This is a genomic window from Bacillus bruguierae (assembly GCF_037104725.1).
Taxonomy (GTDB): Bacteria; Bacillota; Bacilli; order Bacillales; family Bacillaceae_G; genus Bacillus_A; species Bacillus_A bruguierae.
Genome location: NZ_JBAWSX010000005.1, coordinates 83,183 through 97,914, shown reverse-complemented (window position 1 = coordinate 97,914; position 14,732 = coordinate 83,183). Strand labels below are relative to the sequence as shown.

The 14,732-nt window shown below is 34.9% G+C and carries 12 protein-coding genes; 3 read left to right on the top strand and 9 right to left on the bottom strand.

Annotated elements, in window-relative coordinates; all coding sequences use genetic code 11:
• Positions 1-26: 26 nt before the first annotated feature.
• Entirely contained in the window at positions 27-734 is a 708-nt protein-coding gene (locus tag WAZ07_RS10815) for a cytochrome c biogenesis CcdA family protein (RefSeq protein WP_336472447.1), read from the bottom strand.
• Between the two features lie 776 nt (positions 735-1,510).
• On the opposite strand from WAZ07_RS10815, the gene WAZ07_RS10810 reads away from it, so the two are divergent.
• Positions 1,511-2,419, top strand: coding sequence for an EamA family transporter (locus WAZ07_RS10810; RefSeq protein ID WP_336472446.1), 909 nt, complete (start codon positions 1,511-1,513; stop codon positions 2,417-2,419).
• A gap of 85 nt (positions 2,420-2,504) precedes the next feature.
• Here WAZ07_RS10810 and WAZ07_RS10805 read toward each other — a convergent pair whose 3' ends face one another.
• From WAZ07_RS10805 to alsR, 3 genes are all read right to left on the bottom strand, one after another.
• On the bottom strand, positions 2,505-3,080 hold the full coding sequence (locus WAZ07_RS10805; RefSeq protein ID WP_336472445.1) for an ABC transporter permease: 576 nt from the start codon (positions 3,078-3,080) through the stop codon (positions 2,505-2,507).
• Positions 3,081-3,331: 251 nt separating this feature from the next.
• A complete protein-coding gene (locus WAZ07_RS10800) occupies positions 3,332-5,221 on the bottom strand; it encodes an ABC transporter permease (RefSeq protein WP_336472444.1) in 1,890 nt (629 codons plus the stop codon).
• A 169-nt stretch (positions 5,222-5,390) separates the two neighbouring features.
• Positions 5,391-6,287, bottom strand: a complete 897-nt coding sequence (gene alsR, locus WAZ07_RS10795) for an acetoin biosynthesis transcriptional regulator AlsR (RefSeq protein ID WP_336472443.1) — start codon at positions 6,285-6,287, stop codon at positions 5,391-5,393.
• Between the two features lie 322 nt (positions 6,288-6,609).
• Here alsR and WAZ07_RS26225 point away from each other — a divergent pair, with 322 nt between their 5' ends.
• Both WAZ07_RS26225 and WAZ07_RS10790 read left to right on the top strand, forming a co-directional pair.
• Positions 6,610-6,702: a putative holin-like toxin gene (locus WAZ07_RS26225; RefSeq protein ID WP_368087040.1), complete on the top strand. Its 93-nt coding sequence runs from the start codon at positions 6,610-6,612 to the stop codon at positions 6,700-6,702.
• 305 nt (positions 6,703-7,007) lie between these two features.
• A complete protein-coding gene (locus tag WAZ07_RS10790; protein WP_336472442.1) occupies positions 7,008-7,214 on the top strand; it encodes a DUF3903 domain-containing protein in 207 nt (68 codons plus the stop codon).
• Between the two features lie 627 nt (positions 7,215-7,841).
• On the opposite strand, the gene WAZ07_RS10785 is transcribed toward WAZ07_RS10790, so the two are convergent.
• From WAZ07_RS10785 to tkt, 5 genes are all read right to left on the bottom strand, one after another.
• Positions 7,842-9,605, bottom strand: coding sequence for an ABC transporter ATP-binding protein (locus WAZ07_RS10785; RefSeq protein ID WP_336472583.1), 1,764 nt, complete (start codon positions 9,603-9,605; stop codon positions 7,842-7,844).
• Positions 9,605-11,356 (bottom strand): ABC transporter transmembrane domain-containing protein, encoded by a 1,752-nt coding sequence (locus WAZ07_RS10780; RefSeq protein ID WP_090913127.1) that lies wholly within the window; start codon positions 11,354-11,356, stop codon positions 9,605-9,607. Before WAZ07_RS10780 ends, WAZ07_RS10785 begins: the two co-directional genes overlap by 1 nt.
• A gap of 126 nt (positions 11,357-11,482) precedes the next feature.
• Entirely contained in the window at positions 11,483-11,707 is a 225-nt protein-coding gene (locus tag WAZ07_RS10775) for a YneF family protein (protein WP_035436970.1), read from the bottom strand.
• 78 nt (positions 11,708-11,785) lie between these two features.
• Entirely contained in the window at positions 11,786-12,226 is a 441-nt protein-coding gene (sirA, locus tag WAZ07_RS10770; RefSeq protein ID WP_336472441.1) for a sporulation inhibitor of replication protein SirA, read from the bottom strand.
• 204 nt (positions 12,227-12,430) lie between these two features.
• Positions 12,431-14,431, bottom strand: a complete 2,001-nt coding sequence (gene tkt / locus WAZ07_RS10765) for a transketolase (RefSeq protein WP_336472440.1) — start codon at positions 14,429-14,431, stop codon at positions 12,431-12,433.
• Positions 14,432-14,732 lie beyond the last annotated feature (301 nt).

Here is a 14,732-nt window from a genome sequence, read left to right as displayed (position 1 = left end):
CATTTCCAAATTTTCAACAAAAAAAACTAAAACCCTTTAAATCCACCAAATAAATTTGAAAAGAATATTGTAATTTTTGTAAGACCATTAAAATACAGTAATACACCCATCGCAATCATAATATAACCACCAATTGTAACGAACGATGCACTATGTTTTTTAATCCACGTCATCTTTGTAATAAAGAATGATAAAATAAAGAATGGAATTGCAAAACCGAGTATGTAGGTAATCATATATAACATCGCCGATTGTGGTTTTGTTGCAGCAAGCGCAATAACCGATACTAAAATTGGACCTGTACAAGGCGTCCACCCGGCAGCAAATGCAATTCCAATTAAAGTAGAGCCAAAATAACCACTCGGTCTACTTTTAAATGTAATTTTCCGATCTTGCATTAAAAATGTTGGTTTTAACACCCCTGTTATAACGAGACCGAAAGCAACGATAAAAATTGCTCCTAATTGACGAATTAAATTTTGATAATCTACAAAAAACTTCCCTATATAGCTTGTTCCAAAACCGATTGCTATGAAAATAATCGAGAATCCAATTAAGAAAAATGCAGTATGCAACATACTCCGTTTACGAAGCATTGCATTCTCTTCCTTCAAATCAGAAATAGACATCCCTGTTATGTATGATAAAAATGCTGGATAGAGCGGTAAACAACATGGAGAAATAAACGATAAAAAACCTGCTCCAAATGCTAAAAAGATATTAATGTCTTGCATATTATGCCTCCTTTCTTCTTCAATTTATTGTAGCAAAATTCACAGCAAATACCATGAAAAATTCGTGAACATACTATTATCACTATGAAAATATTAAAATCTTATTCTTCGTATTTATGTATAAACCCTTTTGATTTCCCAACATATAAATTACTGTCATACAGAAAAAACATGACCTGGACTCGCTTTCTCCCTTTGTTTTCATCCTTGCACGTGGCAGGAAAAGGCCTTGACCGCTTCTATGCATGACCAGATGCTTTCGCCCACCTTAAAGAAAAGAAGTTTTTATATTAGTTTTTCAATTTGTATTTATATAGTTACTTTATATTTCACTTCATTTATTATTAGAAAATATTTTTTTACTATGAAAGTTATATTCATATCCACCTTATATTTTCAAGGAATTTGTTCTCCTTTTTTCATCATTATGCATAAATATCATACTTTTATTATTATTCTATAAAATTTCACACTTTTCTTTCAGTTGACCCTCCATTTTTAATTTTGTATACTTCCATCTAGCTAAGTTTGTTCGTTTTTGAACAGGATTACCATATATATAAATCCAACTCGACTTTCTAATACACAAGTCGCGCCATACTGAACAAAAAGTAACCTAATACTTTCTTCTTCTCTTTGTTTGAACATCGCATGTGGCAGAAAGAGGCACTGACCGCTTCTACACATAGCCAGATGCTCTCAACCATCTAAAAAGAAGAGGGGTTTATGTCAGGTTTTTAATTTGGATTTATATAGATAAGATCGGAGGGATATAGATGCTTCGTTATTCATTACTCGTTTTATTAGGAGCATGTAGTTACGGTATTTTAGCAATCTTTGTTAAATTTGCATACAGCGAAGGATTTACGCTTGGAGAAGTAATTGGAAGTCAATATTTGTTCGGATGGCTCATTTTACTTACAATTACATTATTATTTTCTAGACATCGTGTACCATTAAAACAAATGATTATCTTATTTATTGCAGGAACATCAGCAAGTTTAACAGGTATTTTTTATTACAGCGCATTACAAACTGTACCTGCTTCTATCGCTATTGTTTTACTATTTCAATTCGTCTGGATCGGAATTATCATTGAAGCAGTTGCAACAAAAACATTTCCTTCTAGAGAAAAATTGATTTCTGTACTATTCTTGCTTGTTGGAACGTTTCTTTCAAGTGGATTACTTGAACAATCTACAGGAACCTTTGACATGAAAGGAATTTTCTTTGGATTATTATCAGCGGTAGCATTTGCTTTTTATATTTTTGTGAGCGGAAGAGTAGCGGTAGAAGTTCCGTCATTGCCTCGCGGTGTAACGCTTATGGCCGGTGCGTTAACATTAGTAATGATTACTTTCCCACCCACATTTATATATAACGGTGCACTTACAAATGGACTATGGAAATACGGATTAGCACTAGGCACTTTTAGTATTGTCATTCCAACTATTACTTTTACAATTGGAATTCCTAAGATCGGTTCTGGTTTAGCAACAATTTTAGGTGCTGCCGAACTTCCAGTTACAACAATCATGTCAGTGCTTCTTTTAAAAGAAGCTGTAGTGACTTCACAATGGCTTGGAGTTACCCTTATCCTTATCGGTATTACCATTCCACAAATTGCTTATAAAATGCGCGGACGATATACAAGACAGCATACACATAAAAAATTGGCAGCATAAAAAACCGGACTTCTATAAGAAGCCCGGTTTTTTATTTATCCCGCTATTCGTGGGCAATAAGACTCCCACTGACGGAAGTTTCCCTTTATACTTCCTCTTTCATGTTATATAAATCTATAACAGTCAACTGATACGTGCATCGGTAACATTGTCCCATTGTCAGTGAAATTATAATAAGAAATAAAATAGCTGTATACAAAAGACCATATATTGTAATCGGTGCACTACTTATTCCGTGACAACCCGTTACTCTCAAAATAACAATAGTAAATAACTTTAAAAATAACATACCATGAAGAAGCCCTACTATAAGCGCTCCTCCCCCTATCACAAGTTGCTCATAGCATAATATAAGCCCTATTTGCTTTCGTTTCATGCCAGTTAATCGATACGATTGTAATTCTTTTTGACGCTTTTTCATAAAATGAGTATGTACATACAGTATGAAAAGACATGAAAAACTGAATGTTATTGTTGATCCATAACATAAAAAATTCATTAATAACGATTTATCCTTCATTGTCCCTGCAACAGCTTCATTATATTGAATAGACACTAAAAGAAAGTATACACTCACACTACAAGAAATAAAAACAAAATGTTGTAAGCGTTCTGCCGCATGTTGCTGTATATTTTTTCTTACTAATTGAAATAACGACATAACAACTCCTCCGTACAACTTCCTATCCCAACATTAGTGTATAACATAACACATGTTTTCACATGGAACTCTAATAGGAATTGTTTCTAAGACTTAAGTCTTAGAAACATACATATATGAATTCGGTGTATGTATTAATAAGAAAATTATTCTTGTTGCACGAATTTTTAACACAAACAAAATAGCAGTGTCTTATACACATATTATATTGAAGTTAAAAACGGCGATGTTACTCAGTAACATCGCCGTTTTTATCGCATAATTTGCTTTTTCAATTGTTTAAAATAGTGTCTTCTTAATAATAAAAAGTAACATATATGAACGAGTAAAAATAGCCCGATGACGATCAGTGAAGAGCGAAGAATCGGTGTTGTAAATAATGTTTGCAATGTTGTAAAAGCAACACTCGTATGCAAAACAGCTATAACAATCGGGATAAAGAATAACGCGCCCATTTGCACCGTCATTATTTGTTTCATTTCTTCTTCATCCATGCCGAGTTTCAATAGTGATTGATAATATTGTTTATCTGTTTCTAAATCAGTAAACAAGCGGAAATATAAAAAGCTTACAGCAGATAAATAAAAAATAGCTCCGACAAACAATCCGATAAATAGAATAATGCTTGTCAATTCTTTAATCTTATTATAAGTGATCACACGTGATGAAAATTCATACTGCCCTTTTTGATTCAGTCGTTTTTCTAATTCTTCTGCTACTTGCGTTGTTCCTTCCCAACTCTTTACTGTATATCCTGTATAACTCACTGTTTTCTCTACTGCTGTCATTTGCTTTTCCATTTCATTGGAAACAACAAAAATCCCCCCAGGAAATACACCGCCTGAAAAAATATTTTGTTTCAACATAGAAGAAACATGAATTTGTTTCCCACCTTCTTGCAATGTTACATCTGGTTCTTTAGAATGATCAATAATATTACCTTCTATTCCAAAAGAAGGAACGCGAGCCGCTTCATTTCCCGTTAATGTCACAGTTTCATATCCGAGCCGCTTTGCAAACTTATTATAATCATCCTGACTCATAATTACAGCTGGTTGCAAATGGTTAGGAATAGATTGAAACTTCAACTTTGCACTTACTTTTTGGAAAATAACATTTTCCTTTTGAAAAGTATCTTCAATCTCCTTTTCATATTGCCCTTTCTGTCCTTGATGTTCATTATATGTAATCAAACTAAATGCAAATGGGATGTTCTTTATCGACTCGCCCTTTTGCGTTTCTATAAAAGCAGCAAACGTTCCAATGGCACAAAAAGCAACTGTCGACACAATCGTTACCATAAAAAACATACGTGCATTATCCTTCATGCGATATGCTAACATAGAAAATGATAATAAATTCGTTTTCTTCCAATAGATAGGCTTTGATTTCTTTAAAAACTTTATGATAAATACACTAAGCTGCGAATATAAAAAATACGTGCCAATCATTACAATGGTTGTAACGGGAAGTAACAACAACTGGACACTGCCAGGATTTGCTGTTATAGATAACATATATCCACTTGCTATTAAAATTGCTGCTACTATAGATAATAGAATAGAAGCTTTCGGTTCAGGTTTTGGCTTCTTATTCCCTTTTAATAACGCGATTACTTTTTTACTTTTCACAAAGAAACTTGTTGTAAAAGCAACAATAAAAAACAATGCTGAAAACACAACAGCTGTTAATTTCATTGCTTTCCATGGCATATAAAGCGGCAAACTTTTCAATCCCATTACTGTACTTGCTGACAGAAAAAATAACTTTCCAAATAAAAATCCACAAGCAATACCGCTAATAAGAGCACTTATGCCAACGAGCATATTTTCAAAGAAAATCATCCGTATTAATTGCCAATTTGTAATACCATGAATCACAAAAATCCCAAACTCTTTATTCCTTATTTTTAAAAATGAACTAACAGAGTAGAAAATAAAGAAAAACGAAAAGAAATAAATAATGTATTCCGCAACAAGCATCCCTTGCCGAATAGCACCTTGTCCATCTATATCAGGATGATAAATAAATAAAGCATATAAAAAGAAAATCATAACTGAAAATGCACTGCTTAAAAAATAAGCGGCATATGCACGTATGTTTCGACTTACGTTTTTAAACGCGAGTTGAGAAAACGTCATCTTCCTTCCCCTCCCACGTTTTTTGTACTTTCATAAAAATAGGTATTATCACGAGTATAACATCTCCTTCTTCTTTCCTCTTTTTTCACTATAATAAAAAAAGAAAAAGGAAAACATCGAACTTTCTTACATACAAGAGTACATTCTTACAGTTTTGTCATTTTTCTCGTCATTTTATAAGTTTGTTCATTGTCTTGTCTTTCGCTATTTTCAAAAACTCTTGTAATTCTGGATTTATATTTGCTTTTCGATATGCAACAGCTAGTTCTGCAACAATTTTAGAATCATGTATTTCTTTGTAGACAACTTCTGATTGATATAATTTATTTGCAGACACTGGTATTACCGTTATCCCAATCCCAGCAGCCACAAGCCCTATAACTGTTTGATATTCTGTTGCCTCTTGTACAATTTGCGGACTAAACCCCGCAGCACGGCATAATGAAAGAATATTATCATATAAAGTCGGCCAAACATTTCGAGTAATGAAAACAAAAGATTCTTTTTGCAAGTCTTCAATATATATTGCTTGCTTATTCGCAAGTGGGTGTGCTTTCGGTAAGCAAAGTGTACAAGAAATGTGTTGAACTGTTTCTAGCTGTAATAACTGACTTGTAATAGGTGGACGCAACATCCCAACATCAATTCGATTATCATGAAGTGCATCTACTTGTTCTGGTGTAGACAATTCATGTAGTACAACAGATACATTCGGAAATTTCTTTCGATATTCCCGAACAATAGGCGGCAAAATATCGTACATCGCTGAACCAACAAACCCAATAGACAGCTCTCCGATTTCTCCCCTTTGCGCTCTCTGGGCAACTTCGACCGCCTTATCAATTTGTATAAAAGCTTTTTTCACTTCTTTTAAAAACAAATCCCCTGCTTCTGTTAATTCTACTCTTCGTTTCGTTCTTGAAAATAATGTTACTCCCATCTCTTGCTCTAATTGTTGAATCTGTTGACTTAGCGGCGGCTGTGTCATCTGCAAGCGAGCAGCTGCCCTACCAAAGTGAAGCTCTTCTGCTACAACAATAAAATATTGTAAATGCCGTAATTCCATATAGAACATCCTTTTTTATTAATATATATAATAAATTAATAACATAAGAATTATATATTAGACAAATATTTTTTAAAAAATCATACGGGAAAATACCATTAGAGGCACATTGAAATATTTAAACTAATGTGGAGCCTTAGTTTAAGGGGAAATAAGAGGTAAGTACATGGGGTCACGTCACCAAAAGTAAAAAATTATACAGTGTACTTTTTATCCTTTTATTGGAATCTATTCTTTTGGAAATATGTTAAATAAAAATAATTACTTTTGTATAGGACAATCTTGAATCGGGGAAGGCTGAATGTAAGGAGGCGATCTATGAATGAGTACCTATGAGGCTTTATCTCTGATGCTTAGTTTTGGTATGCTTGTAATCGCTATTCTGAAATTTAAAGATAACGACAAGAATACTTGAACACGCTGAATATGCGTGTTTTTTTTGATGGCTAATATTATCTTGTCTATATACTATAAGGGCTATAGACCCATTGCTATCAAGCTAACAAGAACGAGTTATCCCAAGAGCAAAATGCACAAATTTTTCGTTCATACAAATTGCAGCTGCTCCAATCCAACGTTCCACACTTATCCCTCCCTTGCATATTATTCTGTATTCTACTTATTTTCCCCTCGAAAAAAGAGGAAAAAACTTATAATCTATCGAATATTTCCAACAACTTCATTGACAGCGCATTCCAAAAAACAGAAAGGAATGATTCTGTGAAAATTTCTAAGTATGTTGTGGATTGTGTATTTTGTGAGAAAAATCGAAGAACAAGACAAGCAACTGTGACTGTTTCTGCCTCTTCTAACCTATTAGCAATTCAAAAAATAACAGAAGAATGTCAGCGACGTTTCGGGAAAACATTATTATTAAAAACGGAAATTATAAAAGAAGAATTCATTGCAGAAACAACGAAAAGCTGACCACAATGGTCAGCTTTCTATTTCCGATCGTACACAGGGAAAACATTTGCGTTTTCTTTCCGTACATATTATCACATGAAGATTAGGGGCATCCTCTATGAAATCGGAATTTTTCCATTATGTGCGTTCCATAATGGATATCGAACAATATTTTCTGTATAATCTACAACAAATTATCCAGAAAAAAGGGAAGATTAGTTCGCATTCTTAAAAAAGGGATAGGGATATTACCGGTAATACTTCAAACATTCGAACGTTACATCTATTATAATATAGTAATCTTCTTCATATCGGAAATATGTATTACATATATAATTAATATGTAATACATATTAATCTCTTATTCCTAGGATTAACAAACCCCTCTCTTTTTAAGGAGGGAGAGAGCATCTGGCCGTGCATAGAGGCGGTCAGGGCCTTTTTCTGCCACAGGCGAGGTTTAAAACAAAAAAAGAAAGCAAGTAGCGGTCATGGTGTATTCTGCATAGCAGTGACTTATATGTCTAAAAAATAAAATGAATTTATATAATAACGAGCAGCATTTGTAAGCAATGAATCGCAATACTCTCTCCTACTATAATCAAGTTATTTATACTATTTTTTAAGAAAGCCTTCCAAACCTTGTTCTCACAAGGCTTTCTGAAAACTTCCTTTATTCTGCAACAAATACATATTGTAATATAATCCTTGTTGCGTCAGCAATTCCTGATGTGTTCCTTTTTCCGCAATTTGGCCGTCATGCATCACAAAAATTTGGTCTGCATCTTGAATTGTAGATAAGCGATGTGCAATTGCGATAGTTGTTCTCCCTTTTCGCATATGCTGCAGTGCTGTTTGAATAGCTTCTTCTGTTTCTGTATCAATATTTGCCGTTGCTTCATCTAACACTAATACTTTTGGATTTGTTGCAACAGTTCTCGCAAATGCTACAAGTTGTCTTTGACCACTTGAAAACGCCGTCCCTCTCTCAACTACTTCTGTATCATATTGATTTGGTAGCTGTTCAATAAATGTATTTGCCTGCACAAATTTTGCAGCTGTTTCGACTTCTTCATCTGTAATATTTTCATCGTACATACGAATGTTTTGCTTCACTGTTCCAGCAAATAAGAAAGCATCTTGCAATACAAGACCAATGCGTTTCCTTATCTCCTTTTCTTGAAAGTTCTCTAGTCGAACTCCATCAACTACAATTTCCCCTTCATTAACATGATAAAAACGCATCAATAAGTTCATAATTGTACTTTTCCCACTACCTGTATGCCCAACAAATGCAACGGTCTGCCCAGGTTTCACATGAAAAGACACATTTTTCAGCACATCGCGTTTTCCATCATAAGAGAAAGTAACATTTTTAAACTCAATTTCCCCTTCCGTCATGAAAGGAGTTCCATTCCCTTGTTGGACTGGTGCTAAATCTTTTTCATCCATTAAAAGAAACACACGTGATGATGATACAACCGCTTGTTGAAAGAAAGACAATTTCATCATCATTTCATTTACTGGATCAAAGAAACGATGAATGTAGTTCACAAAGGCATATAATACACCTACTTCAACTGGACTATGCATTGCATCAATCCCAAACAACGTGAGCACCAATACGATTGCCAAAATATGAACAAGATCGGTTGCTGGGCGTAAAAAGAGTGCATCTAACTTCAAATTACGGCGCCCTGCTCCGTAATGTTTTTCATTCACTTCTTCAAATTCTTTACGCATTCGTTTTTCTTGGCGGAATACTTGAATAATATTCATGCCTTGAATCGATTCATTCAATTTTGCATTTAAAACACTTAATTGATTGCGGAGTTCTAAATAAAAAACTGAACTTTTCCGACGATAAAGAGCCATAATCGTAATCATTATTGGGATAAGAAGTAACGAAAACAGCGCAAGTTTCACATTCAATAAAAACATAGATATTAAAATACCGATTAAAAATACAATATTTTTTACAAAGGTGGATAATACACTCACAAAGAAATCTTTAATTGCTTCTGTATCGTTTGTTATTCGCGAAACGAGCGTTCCAATCGGTGTACGATCAAAGAAGCTAAGCGATAAACTTTGTACATGCTCATACACTTCCACACGCATATCTTGCACAATTTTGAAGGCAATATTTTGGAAATACAATAAGTTCAAATACGTAAAGAGGACCTTTAATAAATGAAATACGATATAAACAATAAATAACGTTACTAATACATTTTGCTCAAAATTCTTCGGAACTAAATGCTCATCAATAAATTTCTTAATTAAAAAAGGACCCATCATTTCCGCTATAGTTGCACCCACTAAAAATAGAAACGCGAATGTCAGCAGTTTTTTATATGGCTTCATATATGATAATAGACGCCATAGATCACTTCGTTTTTTCCCCTGCATCATACTCCTCCCTTCTCAACTAACGATTCTAATTGCTGACTTTCATACATGTCTTTATACCAGCCATCTTGTTGCATTAAACTTTCATGCGTACCACGCTGTACAATCTTTCCATCATCAATAACAAGAATTAAATTTGCATGTTGAATCGCACTTAAGCGGTGCGCTGTAATAATAGTCGTTTTATTTTGTCGTTCACGTTTTAATGACGCCAAAATCGTTTCTTCTGTCTTTGCATCTACTGCTGATAAACAGTCATCTAAAATTAAAATTTCAGCATTGGTTAATAATGCACGTGCAATCGAAATACGCTGCTTTTGACCACCTGATAAAGAAACACCTCGTTCACCAACTACGGTTTCATATCCTTCTGGAAATTTTGTAATATCCTCATGAATACATGCTATAGTAGCAGCATGTGCAATATCTTTATATGTAGCACTAGGTTTTCCAAATGCGATATTTTCTCCTATACTCGCAGAAAATAAAAAATGATCCTGTGGTACATATGAAATTGCGGAACGAATAGCATGTAGTGTCATATCTCGAATATCAGTTTCTCCAATTCGCACGCCCCCATCAAAATGATCATATTCTCGAATTAAACATTTTAATAATGTCGTTTTCCCTGCTCCAGTACGACCTACAATCCCTAAAGTTTCCCCTTTTTGTAAAGAAAAATGAATGTCTTGTAGATTTGTTACTTCATTTTTCTTATACGAGAATGTGTCAATATCAAAATTGATATCACCACTTGCTATTTCTTCACTTGCTCCTTCTCTATTTACCACATCAGACACTTGCATAAATAAATTTTGAATACGATCATAAGAAGCACGGCCACGCTCCATAATATTAAATAACCAACCGAACGCTAACATCGGCCATACGAGTGTCCCTAAGTAAGCAGTAAATGTAATAAGTTCCCCAATCGTAATCTCCCCACGAACAACCAATACAGAGCCATAACACACTGCAATTAAAAACGAAAAACCTACAATTAAAGTAATTGTCGGATCAAATAATGAATCAATGCGAGCAACGAGAATATTTTTCTGTACCACCTCTTCTGATTTATTACGAAATGATTGTAAATCTTCTTTTTCTTGACCAAGTGAACGAATTACCTTCATTCCACTCATACTTTCCTGAACTTTATCATTGATTTCTGAAAAAGCCTGTTGCGCTTTATGAAAACGACGATGTAACAAAGTTCCGTAGTAGTTCGTTGCAATCGCTACGATTGGCATTGGAATTAAACTGAGTAACGTTAATTTCCAGCTAATTGTAAACCCCATCGCAACGAGAACACACCCGCCTACTGCTAATGAATCTACAAACGTTAATACTCCGGAACCTGCTGTTTGCTGCACTGCTTGAATATCATTCGTTGCATGTGCCATTAAATCACCGGTACGATGTTTTTGGTAAAATGATGGACTCATATTCGTAAAATGTTCATACAGCTCTCGGCGTAATTGACGGGCTAACTTTAAAGAAGAACCAAAAATCATCATGCGCCACAAATAACGCAAAATATACATCATCACCCCAGCACCAACTAAAATTCCTGCCCATTGCAATAACTTCTGAGTCGTTAATGAATGATTGTTAATTTCATCAACAATGATACCAATTATTTTTGGTGGTACGAGCTCAAGAAGAGCAACGCCAAACAATAAAAAAATACCAATTATGTATGCTCGCTTCTCTTGTTTAAAAAACCATGCCAAGTCTAAAAAAACCTTCATTATATACCTCCTATCCCAAATGAGCGATGTTTTTAGTTTATCAAAAATACTGAATGTTTTAAAGTTTAAAACATTTTTAGAAGACAAAATAAAAGGGCACTCCTCTTCGAGTGCCCTTTCTAGCGCTTATTTCAGTTGTTGCTTGTTCATCGCGCTCATCATTTGATTGATTTTCTTTTGGGATGGTTTTTGTCCCATTTGCATCATCATCATTTTTAACATTTGTTCATTAATTGGTGGATTTTTTTGTAAATAGTTCATCATATATTTGCGTGCGATAAAAAATCCTAACGCCACGCCTGCAGCTAGTCCTGCTAATACGCTCAATAGAACAATTACCCAAGTTGACATATATTTTCCTCCTTCATGTTGTCTACCTTACAGTGTACTAAAACCTTTTCAATAAGACAAGATTGTATTCGACATTTTTTATATATAAGTACGTACTTGTTTGAGAGGATTTAACCATCCATACTGTTTACTCTCATAATCCATCGCCAGAAATGTCATTTCACATTTTCTAAGCACTTCAAAAATAGCTGTTTCTAACTCAACATTTCCAGAAGTGTACATTCGGATATACTGCGATTTAATACTCACTTCACCGTATACATTTCCATTAGACACTATATGCATATAATCATTTCTTTCATATTTCTCATATGTCCGCAGTGCTTGTTCCATTTTATGATGTAATTTCATTACTTGTAAAGGCAACGTTATATACTTCATTTGTTTATACAGCACTTTCTTTTCTGAAAGGGAACGAGACTGTGCAAAACGAGTAAACAAATCAAACAATAAAAATTCACGACCGAAATACGTCTTCGTAATATCTTCTTGAATTAAGTATAGTTCATACGTTCTCATACTTTCCCTCCCGCATTGGACAACTTATTCCCTTCATTATATAGAAGTAAATATGCAATGATTGTCTGACTGCGGAGAAAGAAAAAACTTTTTCTGTCGAATAAAGCAAAACTTCCATCAGTAGGTTTTACTGCAAAAAAACAACGAAATAACTTCTTTTACATAGAAAAATCCCTCCATGCTGGAGAGATTTTTCTAAAATCATTATAGCATTTCTTTTACTTTGCGAACAACGTTTTCTACAGTGAATCCGTATTCTTCCATAATCTTTTCACCAGGAGCAGAAGCACCGAATGTATCGATTCCTAATACGTCTCCATCAAGGCCAACGTAACGATGCCATCCGAAAGTAGCACCCATTTCAATCGCGAAACGTTTCGTTACTGCTTTTGGTAATACAGATTCTTTATATTCAGCTGATTGCGCTTCATAGCGATCCATAGATGGCATGCTAACAACAGTTGCATCAATACCGTCTTTTGCTAATGCTGTTTGCGCTTCAATTGCTAAGCTTACTTCAGATCCTGCTGCAAGTAAGATTACATCAGCAGTTTCTTTCTTGCTTGGAGAAATTACATATGCACCTTTTGCAACTTTTTCATACGTATCGTCTTTTGCGCCTTCTAATGTTGGAAGATCTTGACGAGTTAAGATTAATGCAGTTGGTGTTTTTGTAGATTCTAACGCTAGTTTCCAAGCTGCAACAGATTCGTTACCGTCAGCAGGACGAATAACATCTACATTTGGCATTGCACGAAGAGCTGCAAGCTGTTCAATTGGCTCATGCGTTGGTCCGTCTTCTCCAACTGCGATACTATCATGCGTGAACACATATGTTACTGGCAGTTGCATTAATGCAGCAAGACGAATTGCTGGACGTAAGTAGTCAGAGAATACGAAGAACGTACCACCGTAAGTTTTTAAACCGCCGTGAAGTGCGATACCATTCATTGCTGCACCCATTGCGAACTCACGTACACCATACCAAATGTTTTTGCCGCTATAATCTTCTCTTGTGAAGTCTTTTTCTTTGTTCATATATGTTTTGTTAGAACCAGCAAGGTCTGCAGATCCACCAAAGAATGACGGTACAGATTCAGCAATTGCATTAATAATTTGTCCAGAAGATGAACGAGTTGCTGTTTTTGAACCGATTTCGTATGTTGGTAAGTTCTTATCCCAACCTTCTGGAAGAAGACCTTTCATTGCTGCTTGCAGTTCAGCTGCTAATTCTGGGTATGCTTTCGCATAATCATCAAGCATTTTATTCCACTCAGCTTGTGCTGATTCACCAGCATCTTGTACTGTTTTACGGAAGTTTTCATACACTTCTTCTGGTACATGGAAGTCTTGCTCAAATGCCCAAGCATATGTTTCTTTTGTTAACTTCGTTTCTTCTACGCCAAGCGGAGAACCATGTGAAGCTGATTTTCCAGATTTGTTTGGTGAACCAAATCCGATTGTTGTTCTTACTTCGATTAATGTTGGACGTTTTTCGTCAGCTTTTGCTTCTTCAAGCGCTTTCGCAATTGCCTCGATATCGTTTCCATCTTCAACACGGATTACTTGCCAGCCGTATGCTTTATAACGATCTTCTACACTTTCAGAGAAAGAACGATTTAAATCGCCATCTAATGAAATATCATTAGAATCATATAGCACAACTAGACGACCTAATCCTAAATGAGCTGCTAATGAAGATGCTTCAGCAGAAACGCCTTCCATTAAGTCTCCGTCACCGCAAATTGCATATGTATTGTGATCAACAAGATTATACTCATCACGATTGTATTTCGCTGCTAAATGTCTTTCAGCCATCGCCATACCTACAGCTGTTGCAATACCTTGTCCAAGTGGACCTGTTGTTGCGTCTACACCTGGTGTGTGACCGAACTCAGGGTGACCTGGTGTTTTACTTCCCCATTGACGGAAATTCTTTAAATCATCCATTGTTACGTCATAACCAGCTAAATGCAGTAAGCTATATAGTAACATTGAACCATGACCTGCAGATAATACGAAACGATCACGGTTAAACCACGTTGGGTTTTTTGGATTATGTTTCATAAATTTCGTCCATAATGTATACGCCATTGGAGCTGCCCCCATTGGCATTCCTGGATGACCAGAGTTTGATTTTTCAATCGCATCAATGGATAATGTGCGAATCGTGTTGATAGAAAGTTGTTCGATTGAATGTGTCATGCTATTCTTCCCTTCGCTTATATTAAAGTAAACGTTTTACACATTTATATGATATCTTTCCTTGCAAGATTATACAACATGTATCGACAAATATGTTGATGTTTTTTCGTATTTGTTCAAAAAAACGTACTATTTTCCACAATGTATAGGGTTCCAATCTGCTATACTTTTTTAGATTTTCACGCTTTTTTAAAAAGAATGTGGTCAAAAATGTGGTCAAATTAAAATATGTCCTGCATAACAAAAACTCTAACAAACAAATCATGTTTTACTGCAAATAATCCTTACATGTAAGCCATTA

Coding starts and splice junctions, on each gene's coding strand:
- alsR (WP_336472443.1), bottom strand. CDS start 6,287: ATGGAATTACGGCATTTACAATATTTTATTGTTGTAGCAGAAGAGCTT.
- tkt (WP_336472440.1), bottom strand. CDS start 14,431: ATGACACATTCAATCGAACAACTTTCTATCAACACGATTCGCACATTA.
- WAZ07_RS10785 (WP_336472583.1), bottom strand. CDS start 9,605: ATGCAGGGGAAAAAACGAAGTGATCTATGGCGTCTATTATCATATATG.
- WAZ07_RS10815 (WP_336472447.1), bottom strand. CDS start 734: ATGCAAGACATTAATATCTTTTTAGCATTTGGAGCAGGTTTTTTATCG.
- WAZ07_RS10805 (WP_336472445.1), bottom strand. CDS start 3,080: ATGTCGTTATTTCAATTAGTAAGAAAAAATATACAGCAACATGCGGCA.
- WAZ07_RS10810 (WP_336472446.1), top strand. CDS start 1,511: ATGCTTCGTTATTCATTACTCGTTTTATTAGGAGCATGTAGTTACGGT.
- WAZ07_RS10775 (WP_035436970.1), bottom strand. CDS start 11,707: ATGTCAACTTGGGTAATTGTTCTATTGAGCGTATTAGCAGGACTAGCT.
- sirA (WP_336472441.1), bottom strand. CDS start 12,226: ATGAGAACGTATGAACTATACTTAATTCAAGAAGATATTACGAAGACG.
- WAZ07_RS10800 (WP_336472444.1), bottom strand. CDS start 5,221: ATGACGTTTTCTCAACTCGCGTTTAAAAACGTAAGTCGAAACATACGT.
- WAZ07_RS10780 (WP_090913127.1), bottom strand. CDS start 11,356: ATGAAGGTTTTTTTAGACTTGGCATGGTTTTTTAAACAAGAGAAGCGA.
- WAZ07_RS26225 (WP_368087040.1), top strand. CDS start 6,610: ATGAGTACCTATGAGGCTTTATCTCTGATGCTTAGTTTTGGTATGCTT.